Genomic DNA, 20,097 nt, shown 5'->3' with positions numbered 1-20,097 from the left:
TTCCTGTAAGACAAAAAAGGACAGCTTTTCGGTGGAAAAAGCTGTCCTTTAAAAATCCTGGTTATCCAATATCAAAGAGTTCATCGAAAGTGATTTTAAAATCAGGAAACATCACAAGCTGCAGTTCTTCTTTATTTGCTTCCGTGACAGTTTTATAAAGATAAGGATAAGAGGAACCGTCTTCTTTCCAGTCAAACATATAAATTTCAACCTGTTTTTTACGCCAGTCCGTAATCCAGTATTCGGATACTCCTGCTTTGCAGTAAATTTCCATTTTTTCAGTTCTGTCGTATGGTTCCGTGGAATCAGAAAGAACTTCCATGACAAAGCGGGGAATGCCTGTGAAAGATATATTTTTCCGGTCTCTCATATTACAGATGATGGAGACGTCAGGTATGATGATCTTATCATCATTTTCACGCCACTGATACTGAACACTGTTGCCGAATACCCGGCACAGGCTGTCTTTTATCTGGTTTCCGATTTTTATAACGAAGTTGTGAATTACCATGGAATGTTCCAGGTATGTGTTACTCATATCTTCTGCTGGTAAAGCGCTCATCGTATATGCTCCCTTCCTGCGAAAATTCCGGCCCATTGTGAACTGTTACTTTGTTATATTATAAAATTCCGGAGTGGAAAAATCAAGCGGCAGATGATATGGAATTTCCCTGTTTTTTATCTTACAGGAAATATTTTGTCACGCTAACGTGCGAAAGCACCTTCCTGTAAGATAAAAATAATATGTGCACTCGTACAGGAGGAAAATATTGCTTCGCAATTGTGCTTAAACGCGATACGTTCAACATACTGCGTATGCTCTGACACACCGCAAATGGCGCAGCAAATCGTCCAGGTCCCTCATGATTGAGGGATTCAGGGAGCTGAAGCGGATCTGTCCACTTTGTTCTCTTAAGAAAATCAGGGTGTCAAAAGCACCTTTGGTGCTACGCTCATACCATATATTGCTATTGCAAATGAATTTGCACGTCAATATATGGTATAGAGCGGGTGCAGTGCACCTTTTTGACACCCTGATCTTCACATGATTCGGCTTTGGTGAAAATGCTGATACCAATATAAGACAAATTATGCCACACCTGGCAATACCTTTCTTTTTTCTCCTGTTCTATAATATGTTTACAGGTAATTGCAAAACTCAATAATTGTACCAATTTTATGTGCAATTTGAAAAATTTGAATGCAAATGTTTTCTCATACAAAAGGTGAGAAATGCATTTCAGCACCATGGAAGCGAGACTTAAAAGAGAATGGAAGCCTTTGCTGACATGCTCTTTCGTAATCAAAGGCTCGCTGGAATGTTCGGTGCGTCCGGCATTTCGGCCTTTTTGTATGATGAAAATATTTCATAGAAAGTGTAGAAATTGTACATGAAATTTTGACAATTGGATAGTTTTGCAATTGTCTGATAATGTGTTTAAGGCGTCAGGAGCACCTTAAGTATATCGGAACAGAAACAGAGAAAAAGGGAAGGTATTTTTATGCAGTATGGACATTTTGACAACGAAAAAAGAGAATATGTAATTGACCGGGTGGATTTGCCCGTATCCTGGACAAATTATCTGGGAGTCCGGGACATGTGCGTGGTGGTAAATCACACAGCCGGAGGATATCTGTTTTACCAGTCCCCGGAATATCACCGGATTACCAGATTTCGGGGAAATGGGGTGCCCATGGACCGTCCGGGCCACTACGTGTATCTGCGGGATGCAGAAGACGGAGATTACTGGAGTATTTCCTGGCAGCCGGTGGGAAAGCCTCTGGACACAGCAAAATATTCCTGCCGTCATGGCATGAGCTATTCGGTGTATGAGTGTGATTATAAGGGAATCGAAGCCAGCCAGACGCTGGTGGTGCCCATGGAGGATTCGGTGGAACTGTGGGACGTGAAACTGAAAAATACCACAGACAGAGAACGGAAACTCTCGGTGTTCTCCTATCTGGAATTTTCCTTCCATCATGTTATGATTGACAACCAGAATTTCCAGATGAGCCTGTATTGTGCCGGCTCCTCTTATGAGGATGGAATTATTGAGCATGATTTGTTCTATGAGGAATTCGGTTACCAGTATTTTACCGGCAGCTTTGAGCCGGACGGATACGACTGTCTGCGGGACAGATTTCTGGGCAGTTACCGGACAGAGGACAATCCCGTTGCAGTGGAACGGGGGCGCTGCAGCGGTTCCAGGGAGCTGGGTAATAACCACTGCGGCAGCCTGCAGAAAGATCTGACTCTGGCGCCTGGAGAAGAAGTCCGGCTGATTTTCATGCTGGGAGAAGGAAACCGGGAAACCGGCAGGAAGATTCGTGAGAAATACTCGGATTATTCCAGAGTGGATCAGGTTTATCGGCAGCTTGCAGCTTACTGGGAGGATAAATTTGCAAAACTTCAGATACAGACTCCCAGTGAAGGAATGAACACCATGATTAACACCTGGAACCTTTACCAGGCGGAAGTAAATATTATGTTCTCCCGGTTTGCCTCCTTTGTGGAGGTGGGAGGAAGAACCGGCCTTGGTTACCGGGATACGGCCCAGGACGCCATGACCATACCCCATTCCAATCCGGAAAAATGCAGACAGCGTATTGTAGAGCTTTTGCGGGGGCTGACCGGTAAAGGTTACGGGCTGCACCTGTTTCAGCCCGAATGGTTTGAGCCGGACAGGGAGAAAAAGAAAAAGCCCTTCAAATCCCCCACGGTGATTCCCGGTGCAAAACCGAAGGACAGGGTACACGGAATAGAAGACGCCTGTTCGGACGACGCCCTCTGGCTGGTGCCCGCCATTGTGGAATATATCCGGGAGACGGGAGAAGTGGAATTTGCAGATGAAGTGGTTACCTATGCAGACGGAGGGGAAGGAACCGTCTATGAGCATATGAAGCGTATTCTGGATTTTTCCGCAGAGCAGGTGGGAGCCACCGGAATCTGCAAAGGACTTCGGGCAGACTGGAACGACTGTCTGAATCTGGGCGGAGGAGAAAGCGCCATGGTATCCTTTCTCCATTACTGGGCCCTGGGATACTTTATTGTACTGGCAGAGTATTTCCATCGGGACGAAGATGTGGTAAAATATAAGAAAATCAGGGAACGGGTGCACAGGGTCTGCAATGAAGTGCTCTGGGATAAGGAATGGTTTATCCGGGGCGTGACGAAAAACGGCAGGAAGATTGGGACTTCAGAGGACCGGGAAGGCAGGGTACATCTGGAATCCAATGCCTGGGCAGTGCTTTCCGGCGCGGCAGACGAGGAAAAGGGCAGGATGGCCATGGACAGCGTGGAGCAGTATCTGTTTACCCCGTACGGGTTAATGCTGAACGCCCCTTCTTATACGGAGCCTGACGACGATATTGGATTTGTCACCAGGGTCTATCCGGGCCTTAAGGAGAACGGCTCCATTTTCTCCCATCCCAATCCCTGGGCCTGGGCGGCGGAATGTGTGCTGGGCCGGGGTGATAAAGCCATGAAATTCTATGACGCAATCTGCCCCTGTTATCAGAACGACCGCATTGAGATTCGGGAGTCGGAGCCTTACTCTTACTGCCAGTTCGTGATGGGAAAAGACCACACAGCTTTTGGACGGGCCCGCCATCCCTTTATGACAGGAAGCGGCGGCTGGGCTTATTTTTCAGCCACCCGCTATATGCTGGGAATTCAGCCCCGGCTGGAAGAACTGGTAATTGACCCCTGTATTCCTCCGGACTGGAAAGGATTTTCGGCAGTGCGCAGATGGAGAGGCGCGGAGTTTCAGATTACCGTAGACAATCCGGAAGGGGTGATGAAAGGGGTAAAAACCATACGGCTGGACGGACAGGAAGTGGAGCATATTCCGGTGATAGAGGCGGGAACGAAACATCAGGTGGAAATTACTATGGGAGCCTGAGCGGTCCCGGAGGAATGAAGACGACAACTGGAAACCAGAACCCGGCGGCAGGCTGACAGGGGATGGAACCTGCAGACCGACGAAGCAGCGGGGATTCACAGAAAAGAGGATGAGAAAATGGTAAAATTTGGAACAGGCGGCTGGAGAGCTGTCATCGGAGATGAATTTACAAAAGCAAACATACAGTTGCTTTCACAGGGACTGGTAAATAAAATGAAAAGCGAAGGAGTGGCAGAGCGGGGCATTGTCATGGGATATGACCGGAGGTTTCTCTCCAAAGAGGCCATGCAGTGGGCGGCCACGGTATTTGCGGCAGCGCATATCAATGTGTACCTGATTAACAAATCCTCCCCCACTCCGCTGGTGATGTTCCATGTGATGAAGCATGAATTTCCCTATGGAATGATGATTACCGCCAGCCATAATCCGGCCATTTACAACGGAATTAAGGTATTCACTGCCGGAGGCCGGGATGCGGACGAGGTACAGACGAAGGATATCGAAGATTATATCGGAGATCTGAAGCCGGAAGATGTACAGGAAACAGAATACGAAACGGGCAAACAGGAAGGCTATATCCGGGAAATTTATCCCCTGAACGAGTACCTGGACAATATCATTGATTCTGTGGATATGCAGGCGATTCGGAATGCGGGGCTGAAAGTGGCTCTGGATCCCATGTACGGCGTCAGCGAAACGTCCCTGAAGATGATTCTGATGACCGCCCGCTGCGAGGTGGCCACCATACACGACAGACACGATACCCTGTTCGGCGGAAAACTGCCGGCTCCCTCGGCAGCCACCCTTCATTCCCTGCAGAATTATGTGGTGGAAAAGAAATTTGACATCGGTATAGCCACAGACGGGGACGCAGACCGCATCGGCGTTATTGATGACCAGGGGAATTTTCTGCATCCCAACGATATTCTGGTGCTGCTCTATTATTATCTTGTGAAATTCAGGGGCTGGAGCGGGCCGGTGGTGCGGAATATTGCAACCACCCATATGCTGGACAAGGTGGCGAAGCAGTTTGGCGAAACCTGTTACGAGGTTCCCGTAGGTTTCAAGCATATATCTGCCAAAATGCAGGAATCCGGGGCTATAATCGGCGGAGAATCTTCCGGCGGGCTTACCGTGCGGGGACATATCAACGGAAAAGACGGAATTTATGCGGCAGCGCTCCTGATTGAGATGATTGCCGTAACCGGAAAAAAACTTTCCCGGATTATGGAAGATATTTACCGGGAATGCGGCGCCATTCACATGGAAGAGCGGGATTATCAGTTCACACCGGAAAAGAAAAAGCACATGCAAAAGATTCTGATGGAAGATAAACTTCTGCCGGAACTGCCGGAAGAAATCGACCATATTTCCTATCTGGACGGAAGCAAGGTTTATTTCAGAAATGGCGGCTGGGTCATTGCCAGATTTTCCGGTACGGAACCGCTGCTGCGTATTTTCTGTGAAATGCCAGAGGCCTCCCAGGCAGCGGAAATCTGCGGCATATACGAGAAATTTCTGGAACTGTAATTCCGGCCGGCGGCCAGACCGGACGCACCGGACATTCCGATGGGCATATGGATGAATATGGATACATATGGATGCGGAGAATCATGTCCTGCAGGAGCTGCCATGATTCTTCCGTGTCCCGCCTTTTATCTTATAGAAAATACCGTGTTACCAGGTCCCTCAAGATTGGAGGGATTCAGGGAATTGAAGCGGACCTGTCCACTTTTTCAAAGGACGGAAGGAACCCATGAAGAAAAAAACGAAATCACTGAACAAAAAAATACTGCTGTTTCTGATACTGTGCTGGGGCGTGCCGGTTGCAGTATTTTTTACATTTACAACCATTTCCTACCATCAGCGGATTGTGGAGAAGGCAGAAGGGCTCATGGAAGAAGAACTGTACAATGCGGCCTCCTTTGCCTCAATTCGGATTGGAGACGCCATCACTCTCTGCCAGCGGCCTTCCTATGAAAAAACCTGGGAGGTGGCCTGGAAAAGTTATGAAAGAGGAAGCTGTACCAGAACGGAATATCTTCAGGAAGTAAATGCCAGCCTGAAAGGGAAGTTTTATCTGGATGAGCGGTTCAACATGTATGCCTATTACTGTTACGGTCATGAGAATCCGGAGTGTTTTTCTTCCCGGACAGGCATTTCCTACCACAGTTATCTGACAGAAATCCAGCCGGCCATCGAGGATATTATGGAAGGGGATTCTTCTTATGCGTATGTGCGCGTGGTGGAAGGGCGGATGTTTATTATACGGAACCTCTATACCACAGCAGACTATGTGCGGTACGGAACGTTGGTGGTGGAACTGAACAAATATAAAATTTTTCAGGATGTCTCCCAGAATACCCGTGATAATATGATTGTGTGTATCGGGGACAGCCAGGATGTGCTGGATTTTACCCGCAAAGAGCCGGGAGACAGCAGGGAAAAACTGCTGCAGCAGCTTACACAGAATTATGATGGAGTCAGCAGGCGGCGGATTGACCGGGTGGAAAACAGAGAATACAACGGATACCTCTATCAGGAGCGGTACGACAATTACCATACGGGGATTATTCTGTTTGCCAGAAGGCGGGAGCTGTATGCCAGCCTGTATGAGTTTTATTCCCTTGTGGCCATGCTGCTGGTACTGTTTATACCCTTTTTCTGTTATGGAGCCTGGTTTCTGCGCAGACATATTCAGGTTCCCGTTGAACAGATTATGCGGGCTTCCAAAAAGATGGAGGAGGGGGAAATGGGCGTCCGGGTGGAAGGGCGGGAAATGCCCAACCTGGAATTTCAGTATATGAAAGAGAGTTTTGACAGCATGTCCGCTCAGGTAAAATATCTCTTTGATTATGTGTACGAAGAAAAACTGGCCCGCAAAGATGCCCAGATTCAGGCGTTGCAGGCCCAGATTAACCCTCATTTCCTGAACAATACCCTGGAAATGATGAACTGGCAGGCCAGAATGTCCGGGGACACTGTGGTGCCGAAAATGATAGAGGCGCTGGGTACGGTGCTGGATTACAGGATGAACCGGGCGAATGTGCGGGAAATCCATCTGTCCCAGGAGCTTCAGTGCGTGAACTCCTATTTCTATATTATGTCCATGCGCTTCGGGCAGCGGCTGCGGATTGAGCGGGATATTGACGAAGAACTTCTGGATGTGATGGTGCCTCCGCTGATTTTGCAGCCTCTGGTGGAAAATGCCATAGTCCATGGAGTGGAAGCCATGGCCAACGGCACCATAGAAGTAAAAGTGTACCATGATACGGACTGCATGTATCTGGAAGTGCGGAATACGGGAAAAGAGATTACGGAAGAAACACAGCGGAAAATACAGGCCATTCTGGAAGGAAACGAAGCGCAGATTCCCAGAGAGCCGGGAAGACATACCTCTATCGGTATTCAGAATGTGAACCGGAGAATCCGTCTGGTATACGGAGAATCCTACGGTCTGACCATTACCCAGGAACAGGGGGAGGAGACCGTTTCCAGAATTACCATACCTTACCGGAAGGAGTTGGAAGAGCAAACGTCAGAAGAACGGGAGAGTGTGGAAGAAGAACTGAAGAACATGGCAAGATTAAACAATTAATGACAGGTCGGTCTAATGCTTTTTGTGCGGTTTGCTCCTATAATATGAATATAACAACGAAAACCCATTGTGAAATCATATGAAGGAGGATTTACTATGAAGAAGAAGCTTTTATCCATGCTGCTGGTTGGGGCCATGGCAGTATCAGCCCTGTCAGGCTGCGGGGGAAATGCAGGAAGTGCGGACAAAGGAAGTACGGACGGAGGAAGCGGCACAAAAGAAGCGTCCTCAGACGCATCAGGAGGAGATAATCCCGTTACCCTGAAAACGGTATCCATGTTCGGCGGTACGGACCCCAACAAAGAGGCTTATGAGGCAATCAATGCAGACTACATGAAGGAAAACAGCAATGTTACCATTGAAGATAACTCTCAGACCTCAGACGAGGAGTGGAAAGCAGCAGTCAATGCAGATTTTTCCGTTGGAAATGAGCCGGACGTTATCCAGTTCTTTACCGATGCAACTGCAGACAGCATTATTGCCACAGACAAACTGGTAACAGTAGAAGAAATCTGTGCGGAATATCCGGATTATGCCAAAGATACTCTGGGAGACGCGCTGGATGCGGCGAAGAATACGGACGGCGTGTCAAGGGCAGTGCCCACTACCGGATACTGGGAAGGACTGTTCTGCAATAAGGATTTATTTGACAAGTACAATCTGGATTTGCCCACAGACTGGGCTTCCATGGAAAAAGCAATCACCACTTTTAAGGAAAACGGTGTGATTCCCATTGCCTGCTCCCTGAACAATGTGCCCCATTACTGGGTGGAATTTTTAATGCTCTATGCAGCAGGAGTGGAAGAATATACCTCTGTTCCGGAAACAGCGCCGGAAGGATGGGTAAAAGGTCTTGAGATGTTCAAAACTCTGCGGGATATGGGAGCATTTCCGGAAGATACGGACACGGTAGACGACGCTTATGTGGGACAGCTGTTCCGTGATAAAAAAGCAGCCATGCAGTTAGAAGGCTCCTGGTATTCCGGAAATATTGAAGATACGGAAAATACCGTAGTAGTTTCCTTCCCCGGTGTTCCGGACCAGAAAGCGGAAGCAGGCACCATGGTAGGAGGCATTTCCTCCGGATTCTATATTACCAGGAAAGCATGGGATGACCCGGACAAGAGAGAGGCGGCAGTGAAATTTGTCATGGCCCATACCTGTCAGGCAGGCGTTCAGAAATACTGGGAAGCTACCGGTGCCGTATCCCGTGCGGCAGTGGAAGTGACTCCGGTGGAAGGTATTTCTCCGCTGGTAGATTCCATTGCAGTGTGCACAGACGCCAAAAACGTGGTGGTAGCCCCGACAGACGCAAGAATCGGCGATGCATATAAGACACTGATTTCGGAAATTGTAAAAGTATCCACAGGCGCAATTTCTGCAGAAGACGCCATCAATGAGGCCCTTTCTATCAGACAGCAGTTACAGTAAAGAGGTGGGAGAGAGATGTTATATAAGAAAAAATGGCCCCTGCTGATATTTCTGGTGCCCGGCTTACTGTTTATGGTAATTTTTCTTTACATCCCATTTCTGGAAAATATTAAGAACAGTTTTTACGATATGCCGGCAGTAGTGAAAATGCCGGGAACGGAATGGAGATTTCTGGGGCTTGACAATTATAAAAGACTGTTCACGGACCCGGATGTGAGGACAGCGCTGATAAATTCTCTGAAAATGATGGTGCTTACCGTGATTTTCGAGGTGGGAATCGCTTTTGTGCTGGCGGTGATGGTGTCTCAGATAAAAAGGCTGCAGCAGTTATTCCGTACTGTATATTTTTTCCCGGTGGTAATCTCCGCCACTGCCATCGGTCTGCTGTTCAAGCTGTTCTACAATTACAACGGCGGTATGCTGAACCAGATTCTGGAATTTTTCGGAAGAGAGCCGGTGAACTGGCTCTCACCGGAGCTGGCCTTTATCATGGTGTGTATTCCCACATTGTGGAGTTATATCGGATTTTATTTTGTTATTCTTCTGACGGGACTCAGCGATATCCCCGACGATGTGTACGAAGCGGCTTCCATTGACGGGTGCAACCGGTTTATGCAGGTATTTTACATTACCTTTCCCATGATGAAACCGGTATTTTTCACCTCGGTGACACTGGCGGTAACAGGAGCGCTGAAGGTATTCGATCTTCCCTGGGTAATGGTTCCCAACGGGGCGCCGCAGGGGAGCACCCATTTTCTGGGTACCTACATGTATCAGCAGACCTTCGGGCTGAACAATTATGATTATGGTTCCACCCTTGCGGTACTGATTGTGCTTCTGGGAATTCTGGTGTCCAGAGGCGTGGGATTCCTCACGGAAGATAAAGAAGAACGCATTGCACGGAAAGAAAAACGTCTCAGAGAGAAAGCGCAGAGAAAGGGGGCGGCATAAATGGATACAGCAGTACAGAGCACTGTGCCGGCAAAAAAACGAAAAGTAAAAATCAGCACGGTTGTGATTTATGCCATACTGGTTCTGTGGGCTCTTCTGACCATCTTTCCATTTGTGTGGGTGGCCCTGAATTCCTTTAAGCCTTCGGCGGAGGTCCTTCGTTCTTCCTTTTCTCTGCCCGCTCCGCCCACGCTGATGAATTATGAAAATGCATTCGGCAAACTGAATGTACTTAAGGCATATGGACACAGCTTTGTGATTTCAGGTACCGTGACCATAGGAGTTATGGTTCTGGCTTCTCTGATGTCCTTTGCACTGACCAGATATGATTTTAAGGGGAAACAGTTTGTGCGCAGCCTGATTGTGGCCAGCCTGATGTTCCCGGTGTTCGCCACCATTATCCCGGTCTTTAAAATGATGGTGCAGTGGGGGCTTCTGAGCAAAAACATTGCGGTAATCCTGCCTCAGATTGCGGGAAACCTGAGTTTTGCCACCATTGTCATGACAGGATTCATGCAGAGCATTCCCCTGGAAATGGAGGAGGCTGCCTATATGGAAGGAGCCAATGTATTTCAGGTATTTACCGGAATCATTGTTCCCCTCTGCCGGCCTTCCCTGGCTACGGTAGCCATATTCAGCTTCCTGTGGTCCTACAATGACCTGTTTGTACAGAAAATCATGATACGCGATTCCACCAAATACCCCATTTCCTCTCTGCTGGAGGAAATCAGTTCCCAGTACGGGACAGATTTCGGGCTGATGGCCGCTTCCGTGACCATTATTGTGATTCCGGTTATGATTGTATACATATTATTGCAGAAAAATATTATCAAAGGATTGACAGCAGGAGCAGTGAAAGGATAATATTCTGTTTGTTGACCGGGCTTATGGCTTCCCGGCCGGATTCCGGCTGCGGAGGCCATATACTGGTTGTATGGAAAGGGTGTGAAATTATGTACAGGGTCATGCTTGTGGATGATGAGCCGATTATTGTGGAAGGGCTGTCAAGGAGTATTCAGTGGGAAAAGTGGAACTGCCGCGTAGTGGCGACCGCCCACAACGGACTGGAGGGAAAGCAGGTCATTGAGCAGGAAAAACCGGATATTATTTTTATGGATATCTGTATGCCGGAACTGGACGGTCTTGCCATGATAGCAGCCATTAACTCCCAGTTTCCGGATCTGGAAGTATGCGTACTCACCGGATTTCGGGATTTTGAGTATGCAAAAGAAGCAATTCGTCTGGGAGTGACCCGGTTTCTGCTGAAGCCTTTCAATATGGAAGAGCTGGAAGAAGCCATAGAGAAGATGTGTGAAAATCTGAAAAAGAAGGGAATTACGGGAGAGGAGCCGGACGACCTTCCGGAATCAGGCGGAGAAGCGGAAAAGGCTCCGGAGGAATCGGAAGAAAGCCCTTCCGGCAGCTTTATTGTGAAACATACCCTTGCTTATATCGGGGAACATTATGAGCAGAAACTGACACTGGGAGAAGTAGCGGAAAAGACATATGTGAGCCAGTGGCATCTGAGCAAACTTCTGAACCGTCATACGGGACAGAGCTTTTCCGATATTCTGAACCGTGTGCGGATAGAAAAAGCCAAAGAACTGCTGAAAGACCCCTCTCTTCGTATTGGAACCATATCTGAGCAGGTGGGATTCCTGGATATGGCCCATTTTTCCAGAGTGTTTAAAAAGCGGGAAGGGGTTACCGCCAATGAATACCGGAATAAAATTCCGGGGAGACAGAAAAACAGCAGAAAAAGAAATGGAGAGAAATAGAACATGAGGATTATCAAAACAAAAGACTATCAGGATATGAGCCGGAAAGGAGCCGGAATAATAGCAGCTCAGATGATTCTGAAACCGGACAGCGTGCTGGGACTTGCCACAGGTTCCACGCCGGTGGGAATCTATGAACAGCTTGTGGAAAAATATAAAAAGGGAGATTTGGATTTTTCCAGGATTTCCACGGTGAATCTGGACGAATACTGCGGCCCTGACCCCCGCGATAAGCAGAGCTATTATTATTTCATGCAGGAGCAGTTATTCCGGCATGTAAATATATGTCAGAACGCAGTCTTTGTTCCGGACGGAAGCAATCCCAATGAGGCGGAAGTCTGCGGGAAACATGAGAACATCATCCGGGATCTGGGCGGCATTGATCTGCAGCTTCTGGGCCTTGGACGGAACGGCCATATCGGCTTCAATGAGCCGGGGCCTGTATTTGCAAAGGAAACGTACCGGGTGGCGCTGACTGAGAGCACCATTCAGGCCAACGCACGGTTTTTCGATTCTCCCGCACAGGTTCCCACCCATGCATATACCATGGGAATCGGCACTATTTTTAAGGCAGGAAAGATACTGGTGGCAGTCAGCGGAGAAGATAAGGCCGAAGCGGCAGCACGGGCCTTCCGGGGGCCGGTAACGCCGGAAGTTCCCGCTTCCATTCTGCAGCTTCATCCGGATGTTACCGTGATTGGGGATGAGGCTGCCCTTTCCGGCATATCCGGCCTGTAAACGGTGGATTCTGTCAGTCCTCCGGCAGGGAGCGGTGTTCCGCCCCTCTCTGATAGAGAAAGGCTCCCAGGGCTGAGAGGCAGACAGCGCCTGCCAGAATGGCCAGGTGGATTACAGGGGAATCACCGCCGTAGAGCAGAATATCCGGGGCAAAAGTTCCCCAGAGGTTAAACAGCATGTGGAACAGGATGGACAGGTAAATGCTGCCTCCTTTCAGACAGACGTAGCCGCAGAACAGGCCCACGGCAAAGGCGTAGACGCCCTGCACCACATTGCCGTGAAAGACGCCGAACAAAAATGCCTGAAAGATATTTGCCAGGAAAAGAGGCATTGCTTTTGCGGCGTATTTCAGGGTCACGCCCCGGAAAATCAGTTCTTCACTGACAGGGGCAATGATAATGGAATACAGGGCCAGCAGCAGCGTGACATTTTCAAAGCCCACGCTGTTCATCAAATCCTCATAGGTGTGATACCAGGCGGGATTGATTACCGTAAGGATGGTTACCAGAAAGGTGGAGATGTACTGCATTCCAATCATCAGAAGAACCAGCCCTGCTGCCATGGCCGGGTTGATGATATCAGAAAACTTTCGGCGGGGATGGTCGTTCGGGACAAAACGTTTCCGGTACCAGAACCCCATAACCAGTGCGGCAATCACTGCGTAAGCTGCCGACAGGCCCGCCAGAAACTGACTGTTACCGGTCAGCTCCATAAGGAAAGCGGGACTGGAAAGTTCGTTTACCAGAGAAGGGTCCTGCTGAATCATATAAATAATTCTCAGAACAAGGCCGGCAACAGTCACAAGAAGCTGAATGCCCAGGGCCAGAAGGAACGGAAGCAGACAAAACAGGATGCTTCCGGTTTTTTTGAGTATTTTCATAATATAATCCTTTCTTTTATAAAATATGTTTCCTCGTAACAGTTCAGGGACGCGGGATGAACGGTTACCTTTCTTCTGTCATTATAGAGCTGCCGGAGAGAAAAATCAAGGCGGGACCGGCAATAATAAGAGTTGCAGCCTCTCAGGGTATGTGCTAGAATAAAACGAAAAAGCGGAGATGAGTTTATTGCTACGCAATCCGCTCGCGCGCGAAGAATGCGCAGGCGCATTCTTTTTAAAAAGGAGCAGGTATGGGATTATTTAACAGTAAGAAGAAAAAAGAGAATGAAACAGAAGACGTAAAAACGGAAGTCAGAAAACCGGAAATAAAGCAATATATAGAAGGAGCGGGAGAATCTATTGTGAGCAAATCCATTCTGGAGGGCACTTCCAGGCTGAAATGGCTTTTCCGCCAGAATAACGGGCAGGGGAACGGATGGATTGCCTTTGGAGACAGGGATACGCAGGAATATGTGGATAATCCGGACAATATGGCGGTGGTGGATTTTAACGTGCTGGCGAATCTGGAGCCGGCAGTGGTAAATGTATTCCATATGCCTTATGGAGCGGATCTGGAATTCCGCACGGATGCTTCCGGCTCTTATTTTGTGGATACCGCAACGGGGGAAGAAATCAGGGAACAGGTCAGAACGCCCCTGCAGGCAGTGTTTGAGGAGAATCTGAAATTTCTGAATAAGGAGACTTATCCGGAAACCTTTTTTCAGAGCCTGTTTCAAAACAGCGGCAGAACGGAAACTTATACGGTGGGGGAGGCAGACTTTCCGACGGGCAAAATCGTTCTTGCAGACCCCATTGTATATCTGGGGAGCAGGTATATGGTTACGCTGGAGCAGAAGATTCCGGCCGGAAGCTATCCCATTGACCTTTCCATCTGCCATTCCGATAAGGTAGGGCTTCGCATTGCGGCTGCCAGGCTTCGGGTCAGCGGCAGCAGGCCGGTCCGTCATGAAATTGCCATGCCGGAAGGAAACAGCCGGGAGGATCTGGGCAAACCCGGAGTATGGGCGTTTTTCGGAGTAGACGCCGGCCTGGCCTGTATTTCGGATAAGCAGGTGGCGGCGAATTACCGGACTTTTATCAGCAGATGGAAGCAGGAACATCCGGATAAGAATGAGTATTACGACTATTTCGCATCTCTGTTCCGGAAAAGCTATGAGATGTGTCCCGGACTGCAGCGGGAGAGCGGCGATTTCCTGCTCTGGCAGATACCGGATACGGAAGAAAAGGTGGTAATGTTTGCAAGCGGCATGGGAGACGGAATATACAGCGGTTACTGGGGGCTGGACGAGCAGGGGCAGCCTGCGGAACTGGTCATTCCTTTCCTGAATCCGGAGTATATGTAGGGATGATTACTGCGCAGCTCGCGGAGCGGAAATTTATTGCTGCGCAACCCGCTCGCGCGCGAAGAATGCGCTTGCGCATTCTTATTTACAGGAAGGATAAAGGATTATGTCATTTGTGCATCTTCATGTCCATACGGAGTACAGTCTCCTGGACGGTTCCAATAAGATAAATGAATATGTGGCCAGAGTAAAGGAACTGGGCATGACTGCGGCGGCCATCACGGACCATGGCGTAATGTACGGGGTCATTGATTTTTACCGGGCGGCGCTGGAAGCAGGTATCCGGCCCATTTTAGGCTGTGAAGTCTATGTGGCCCCCGGTTCCCGGTTTGACCGGGAGAAGGTGGAAGGAGAAGACCGGTATTTCCATCTGGTTCTGCTGGCAGAAAATAATCAGGGCTACGGTAATTTAATGAGAATTGTGTCCAGAGGCTTTACGGAAGGCTATTATTACAGGCCCAGAGTGGACCGGGAGGTGCTGGAACAGTATCATGAAGGGCTGATTGTGTTAAGCGCCTGCCTGGCGGGCGAGGTTCAGAAGCTCCTGTCCAGAGGAGATTATGAAGAAGCAAAAGAGGCGGCCCTCTGGTATGAGAAAACCTTCGGGCACGAGAATTATTTCCTGGAGCTGCAGGATCACGGCCTGCCGGGACAGCGGAATGTGAATCAGCAGCTTTTAAGGCTGAGCCAGGACACAGGCATTCCGCTGGTTGTCACCAATGACGTCCATTATACTTATGAGAGCGACGTGGATTCCCATGATATTCTTCTGTGTATTCAGACCGGAAAGAAACTGTCCGACGAGAACCGGATGCGCTACGAGGGAGGGCAGTTTTTTGTTAAATCCGAAGAACAGATGGCCCGGCTCTTTCCCTATGCGGAGGAAGCACTGGAGAATACGCAGAAAATCGCAGACCGCTGCCAGGTGGAAATAGAATTTGGCGTCACCAAACTGCCGAAATTTGACGTGCCGGCAGGCTATACCTCCTGGGAATATCTTAAGAAGCTGTGTTACGAAGGGCTGGAGGCCAGATATCCTGTCCGGGACGGTATGGCTGTCATCCCCGGTAAAGAAGACATTCCGCTGGATGAGATTAAAAAACAGCTTCAGTATGAGCTGGATATTATCCGGCAGATGGGATATGTGGACTATTTTCTGATTGTGTGGGATTTCATCCGTTTTGCCAGAGAAAACGGGATTGCAGTGGGGCCGGGACGGGGAAGCGCTGCCGGATCCCTGGTTTCCTATACCCTGAAAATCACCAACATCGACCCTTTGCGCTATAATCTGATTTTTGAACGTTTTCTGAATCCGGAACGTGTCACCATGCCGGATATTGATATTGATTTCTGCGTGGAGCGCAGGCAGGAAGTTATTGATTATGTGAGTGAAAAATACGGCAAAGACCGGGTGGTGCAGATTGTCACCTTCGGTACCATGGCGGCCAGAGGCGTCATCCGGGATGTGGGAAGGGTGATGGACCAGCCATATGCTTATGTGGACAATATTGCCAAGCAGATACCCACAGACCTGGGAATCACCATTGACAAGGCCATGGAGAAGAACCGGGAGCTGCGCACCCTCTACGAAAATGATGAAAATGTCAGACGGATTATCGACATGTCAAAGCGGCTGGAAGGTCTGCCCCGGCATACCTCCATGCACGCGGCGGGCGTGGTAATCAGTTCCAGAGAGATTGACGAATTTGTCCCCCTTTCAAGGGGAAGCGACGGCGCCATTACCACTCAGTTTACCATGACCACCCTGGAAGAACTGGGTCTTCTGAAAATGGATTTTCTGGGCCTGCGCAACCTGACTGTCCTGCAGGATGCGGTAAATCTCATTCAGGAAAACAGGAAGATTGCGCTGGATATTGACAATATTGATTTTGCGGACAAGGCGGTGCTGGATACGCTGGGAACCGGGAAAAATGAAGGGGTGTTCCAGTTAGAAAGCGCCGGTATGAAGAACTTCATGAAGGAATTAAAGCCTCAGAGCCTGGAGGATATTATTGCAGGTATTTCCCTGTACCGTCCGGGCCCCATGGACTTTATTCCCGCCTATATCCGGGGGAAGAACAATCCGGGTTCCGTCACTTACGACTGTCCTCAGCTTGAGCCCATTCTGGCCCCCACTTACGGCTGTATCGTATATCAGGAACAGGTAATGCAGATTGTCCGGGATCTGGCAGGCTATACCCTGGGCCGCAGCGATCTGGTGCGCCGGGCCATGTCCAAGAAAAAAGTCTCCGTCATGGAAAAAGAGCGGAAGAATTTCGTATACGGCAATCCCGAAGAGGGGGTTCCGGGCTGTATCAGCAACGGGATTGACGAAAAAACAGCCAACAAAATATACGACGATATGATTGATTTTGCCAAATACGCCTTTAACAAATCCCATGCGGCAGCCTATGCGGTGGTGGCCTATCAGACCGCTTATCTGAAATATTACTATCCGCTGGAATATATGGCCGCCCTGATGAGTTCTGTCATGGGGCATATCGGCAAAATTTCCGAGTATATTTTTACCTGCCGCCAGATGGGGATTCAGGTGCTTCCCCCCAGTGTCAATGAAGGAGAAAGTAATTTCTCCGTATCCGGCAATCGGGCCATCCGTTACGGCCTTTCCGCCATCAAGAGCGTCAACCATGCATTTATCAAAAATCTCTGTCAGGAGCGGAAAGAGCGGGGAAAATTCACCAGCCTGAAGGATTTTCTTACCCGTATGGCAGACCAGGAAATCAACAAACGGGTGGTGGAAAATCTGATTAAAGCCGGTGCGCTGGACAATCTGGGAGGTACCAGGAAACAGAACATGATGGCCTACGCGGGGATGATGGACGCCATTGCCCAGGATAAGAAAAATACCATGGCCGGACAGATGACCCTGTTTGACCTGGCAGGAGAAGAGGAAAAAGCGGAATTTGAAGTGAAGCTGCCGGATGTGGGAGAGTACGCCAGAGAGACATATCTGGGATTTGAGAAAGAAGTGCTGGGTATTTACATCAGCGGTCATCCCCTGGAAGAATACGAAGAAAAATGGAGAAAAAATATCACCAGAGTGACCACGGATTTTGTGCTGGAAGAAGACAGCGGCCAGACGAAAGTACGGGACGGAGAATCCGCCATGGTGGGCGGAATGATTGTGGACAAAACGGTGAAATACACCAGGAAGAACCAGACCATGGCTTTTATCACACTGGAGGATCTGGTGGGCAACCTGGAAATCATTGTGTTTCCCAAAGTGTATGAAAAAAGCAGCCATCTTCTGAATCTGGATGAAAAAGTATTTGTAAAGGGCCGGGTGGCCACAGAAGAAGAGAAAAACGGGAAACTCATCTGCGATAAAATCTATTCCTTTGACGACACCAGAAAAGAACTGTGGCTGCAGTTTTCTTCCAGGGAATCCTACAGCCGGAAGGAGGAGGAACTGTTTCGCCTGCTGGAGTCCGGTGACGGGAATGACACAGTAGTGATTTATATCGCAGATGAAAAGCTGATGAAACGTCTGCCGCCAAACCGAAATATCGGCATTTTACCGGAAATTGTCAACAGATTAACTAACTTTTTGGGAGAAAATAATGTAAAAGTTGTAGAAAAGAGCATTGAAAATCATGGAAAAAGAGATTAGAATGTAAGAGATTAGAGAATCAGGACAGGAAAACAGGAGGGACGGTTATGGCAAAAGAAGTTCAGACAATTGGTGTGCTGACCAGCGGCGGCGACGCGCCGGGCATGAATGCTGCAATCCGTGCGGTAGTACGTCAGGGCCTTGCACGGGGCAAAAAAGTAAAGGGAATTAAACGAGGATATGCCGGACTGCTTCAGGGAGAGATTATAGATATGGAAGCAAAAGGCGTTTCAGATACGATTCAGCGGGGCGGTACTATTTTACAGACTGCAAGGTGCAGCGAATTCCGGACCCCGGAAGGACAGGCACTGGGGGCGGAAATGTGTCGTAAGCATGGGATTGACGGAGTGATTGTAATCGGCGGCGACGGTTCCTTTAAAGGGGCGCAGAAGCTGGCGGCTCTTGGAATCAACACGGTGGCAATTCCCGGAACCATTGATTTGGACATTGCGTGTACGGAATATACCATTGGATTCGACACAGCCGTGAATACAGCCATGGACGCCATTGACAAAGTGCGCGATACTTCCACTTCCCATGAGCGCTGCTCTATCATAGAGGTTATGGGCCGGGGTGCAGGTTATATTGCGCTGTGGTGTGGTATTGCCAATGGTGCGGAGGACATTCTGTTGCCGGAAAAATACGATTATGACGAGCAGAAGCTGGTAAATAATATTATTGCCAACCGGAAACGGGGAAAGAAACATCATATTATCATAAATGCAGAGGGAATCGGACATTCCGCAAGTATGGCTAAGAGAATTGAGGCAGCTACAGGTCTTGAGACAAGAGCAACCATCTTGGGGCACATGCAGCGCGGCGGAAGCCCCACCTGTAAGGACCGTGTCTATGCGTCCACCATGGGAGCCTATGCGGTGGATTTGCTCTGCGAAGGAAAGTCCAACCGGGTGGTGGGATACCGCCACGGAGATTTTGTGGACTTTGACATTGACGAGGCTCTGGCCATGGAGAAACAGCTTCCGGAATACCAGTTTGAAGTCTGCAGAAATCTGAGCGTTTAGGAAATGGAGTGCTTATGATTACGAGTTCTGCCAACAGACAGATGAAACAGATTTTACAGTTGAATAAAAAGTCAAAAACCCGCTATGAACAGCGGGTTTTTGTGGCGGAAGGAATGAAAATGTGCCTGGAGGCACCCAGGGAATCCATTGAGGCCATGTACGTCTCGGAATCCTTTCTGGAAGATGAGGAAAAATGCCGGAAGATTCAGGGGTATGCTTATGAAGTGGTTTCTGACCGGGTATTTCAGGCAGTCAGTGATACCCAAACCCCCCAGGGAATCCTGTGTATCATAAAAATGCCGGAATACCATCCGGAAGATTTACTGGGAGAGGACAGGAATGCACATCTTTTAATCCTCGATACCATTCAGGATCCAGGAAATCTGGGCACCATGATACGCACCGGGGAGGCCGCCGGAATTACCGGAATTATCATGAATCAGACCACCGTGGACCTGTTTCATCCCAAAACCATCCGGGCTACCATGGGAGCTCTGTACCGGGTGCCCTTTTATATTATGCCGGATTTGCCGGGATTCCTCCGGGAACTGAAACAGCGGGGAGTCACCCTGTACGGGGCACATCTGGAAGGAACAATGTGCTACGATGAACCGGACTACGGAGGCCATACCGGTTTTCTGATTGGAAATGAAGGAAATGGACTGAGTCCTGAGATTGCGGAACTGGCAGATATCCGGATTCGGATTCCCATGGAGGGCCGGACGGAATCGCTGAATGCTGCTGTGGCAGCAGCCCTTCTGATGTACGAAGCAAACCGGCAGAGAAGGGAACGGTGAATTCT

14 protein-coding genes are annotated in these 20,097 nt (G+C 49.0%); 12 read left to right on the top strand and 2 right to left on the bottom strand.

Annotated features, from left to right (window positions below; all coding sequences use genetic code 11):
- Nucleotides 1-61 precede the first annotated feature (61 nt).
- Nucleotides 62-562, bottom strand: coding sequence for a Uma2 family endonuclease (locus VSQ32_10890; GenBank protein MEH2943354.1), 501 nt, complete (start codon nt 560-562; stop codon nt 62-64).
- 940 nt (nt 563-1,502) lie between these two features.
- Here VSQ32_10890 and VSQ32_10885 point away from each other — a divergent pair.
- The 8 genes from VSQ32_10885 to nagB all read left to right on the top strand — a co-directional run bounded on the left by VSQ32_10885 (nt 1,503) and on the right by nagB (nt 12,398).
- Nucleotides 1,503-3,902, top strand: a complete 2,400-nt coding sequence (locus VSQ32_10885; protein MEH2943353.1) for a N,N'-diacetylchitobiose phosphorylase — start codon at nt 1,503-1,505, stop codon at nt 3,900-3,902.
- A gap of 117 nt (nt 3,903-4,019) precedes the next feature.
- On the top strand, nt 4,020-5,432 hold the full coding sequence (locus VSQ32_10880) for a phosphoglucomutase/phosphomannomutase family protein (protein ID MEH2943352.1): 1,413 nt from the start codon (nt 4,020-4,022) through the stop codon (nt 5,430-5,432).
- Nucleotides 5,433-5,658: 226 nt separating this feature from the next.
- The gene (locus VSQ32_10875) at nt 5,659-7,500 is read left to right on the top strand and encodes a sensor histidine kinase (GenBank protein MEH2943351.1); all 1,842 of its coding nucleotides are present in this window, start codon (nt 5,659-5,661) and stop codon (nt 7,498-7,500) included.
- Between the two features lie 96 nt (nt 7,501-7,596).
- A complete protein-coding gene (locus tag VSQ32_10870; protein MEH2943350.1) occupies nt 7,597-8,931 on the top strand; it encodes an extracellular solute-binding protein in 1,335 nt (444 codons plus the stop codon).
- A gap of 15 nt (nt 8,932-8,946) precedes the next feature.
- Nucleotides 8,947-9,882 (top strand): sugar ABC transporter permease, encoded by a 936-nt coding sequence (locus VSQ32_10865; GenBank protein MEH2943349.1) that lies wholly within the window; start codon nt 8,947-8,949, stop codon nt 9,880-9,882.
- Nucleotides 9,883-10,746, top strand: a complete 864-nt coding sequence (locus VSQ32_10860) for a carbohydrate ABC transporter permease (GenBank protein ID MEH2943348.1) — start codon at nt 9,883-9,885, stop codon at nt 10,744-10,746.
- Between the two features lie 89 nt (nt 10,747-10,835).
- Nucleotides 10,836-11,660, top strand: coding sequence for a response regulator (locus VSQ32_10855; protein MEH2943347.1), 825 nt, complete (start codon nt 10,836-10,838; stop codon nt 11,658-11,660).
- A 3-nt stretch (nt 11,661-11,663) separates the two neighbouring features.
- On the top strand, nt 11,664-12,398 hold the full coding sequence (gene nagB, locus VSQ32_10850; protein MEH2943346.1) for a glucosamine-6-phosphate deaminase: 735 nt from the start codon (nt 11,664-11,666) through the stop codon (nt 12,396-12,398).
- Nucleotides 12,399-12,411: 13 nt separating this feature from the next.
- Here the strand turns inward: nagB and VSQ32_10845 are convergent, their stop codons facing one another.
- Nucleotides 12,412-13,278, bottom strand: coding sequence for a CPBP family intramembrane glutamic endopeptidase (locus VSQ32_10845; GenBank protein MEH2943345.1), 867 nt, complete (start codon nt 13,276-13,278; stop codon nt 12,412-12,414).
- Nucleotides 13,279-13,529: 251 nt separating this feature from the next.
- On the opposite strand from VSQ32_10845, the gene VSQ32_10840 reads away from it, so the two are divergent.
- The 4 genes from VSQ32_10840 (at nt 13,530) to VSQ32_10825 (ending at nt 20,092) form a co-directional block, all read left to right on the top strand.
- On the top strand, nt 13,530-14,642 hold the full coding sequence (locus tag VSQ32_10840; protein ID MEH2943344.1) for a DUF2185 domain-containing protein: 1,113 nt from the start codon (nt 13,530-13,532) through the stop codon (nt 14,640-14,642).
- Nucleotides 14,643-14,748: 106 nt separating this feature from the next.
- Entirely contained in the window at nt 14,749-18,273 is a 3,525-nt protein-coding gene (locus tag VSQ32_10835; GenBank protein ID MEH2943343.1) for a DNA polymerase III subunit alpha, read from the top strand.
- Nucleotides 18,274-18,320: 47 nt separating this feature from the next.
- Nucleotides 18,321-19,295, top strand: coding sequence for a 6-phosphofructokinase (pfkA, locus tag VSQ32_10830; GenBank protein MEH2943342.1), 975 nt, complete (start codon nt 18,321-18,323; stop codon nt 19,293-19,295).
- Between the two features lie 14 nt (nt 19,296-19,309).
- Complete coding sequence (locus VSQ32_10825; protein MEH2943341.1) at nt 19,310-20,092, top strand: RNA methyltransferase; 783 nt, start codon at nt 19,310-19,312, stop codon at nt 20,090-20,092.
- The last annotated feature ends 5 nt before the right edge of the window (nt 20,093-20,097 follow it).

It is taken from the genome of Lachnospiraceae bacterium JLR.KK002 (genome assembly GCA_036941025.1).
Lineage (GTDB): Bacteria > Bacillota > Clostridia > Lachnospirales > Lachnospiraceae > Petralouisia.
The sequence above is the reverse complement of the archived record's forward strand: the minus strand, read 5'-3'. Positions and strand labels throughout refer to the sequence as shown.

Bases quoted from the DNA above. Each gene is read 5' to 3' on its own strand.
- VSQ32_10890 (MEH2943354.1), bottom strand. From the start codon at position 562: ATGAGCGCTTTACCAGCAGAAGATATGAGTAACACATACCTGGAACAT.
- VSQ32_10885 (MEH2943353.1), top strand. From the start codon at position 1,503: ATGCAGTATGGACATTTTGACAACGAAAAAAGAGAATATGTAATTGAC.
- VSQ32_10880 (MEH2943352.1), top strand. From the start codon at position 4,020: ATGGTAAAATTTGGAACAGGCGGCTGGAGAGCTGTCATCGGAGATGAA.
- VSQ32_10875 (MEH2943351.1), top strand. From the start codon at position 5,659: ATGAAGAAAAAAACGAAATCACTGAACAAAAAAATACTGCTGTTTCTG.
- VSQ32_10870 (MEH2943350.1), top strand. From the start codon at position 7,597: ATGAAGAAGAAGCTTTTATCCATGCTGCTGGTTGGGGCCATGGCAGTA.
- VSQ32_10865 (MEH2943349.1), top strand. From the start codon at position 8,947: ATGTTATATAAGAAAAAATGGCCCCTGCTGATATTTCTGGTGCCCGGC.
- VSQ32_10860 (MEH2943348.1), top strand. From the start codon at position 9,883: ATGGATACAGCAGTACAGAGCACTGTGCCGGCAAAAAAACGAAAAGTA.
- VSQ32_10855 (MEH2943347.1), top strand. From the start codon at position 10,836: ATGTACAGGGTCATGCTTGTGGATGATGAGCCGATTATTGTGGAAGGG.
- nagB (MEH2943346.1), top strand. From the start codon at position 11,664: ATGAGGATTATCAAAACAAAAGACTATCAGGATATGAGCCGGAAAGGA.
- VSQ32_10845 (MEH2943345.1), bottom strand. From the start codon at position 13,278: ATGAAAATACTCAAAAAAACCGGAAGCATCCTGTTTTGTCTGCTTCCG.
- VSQ32_10840 (MEH2943344.1), top strand. From the start codon at position 13,530: ATGGGATTATTTAACAGTAAGAAGAAAAAAGAGAATGAAACAGAAGAC.
- VSQ32_10835 (MEH2943343.1), top strand. From the start codon at position 14,749: ATGTCATTTGTGCATCTTCATGTCCATACGGAGTACAGTCTCCTGGAC.
- pfkA (MEH2943342.1), top strand. From the start codon at position 18,321: ATGGCAAAAGAAGTTCAGACAATTGGTGTGCTGACCAGCGGCGGCGAC.
- VSQ32_10825 (MEH2943341.1), top strand. From the start codon at position 19,310: ATGATTACGAGTTCTGCCAACAGACAGATGAAACAGATTTTACAGTTG.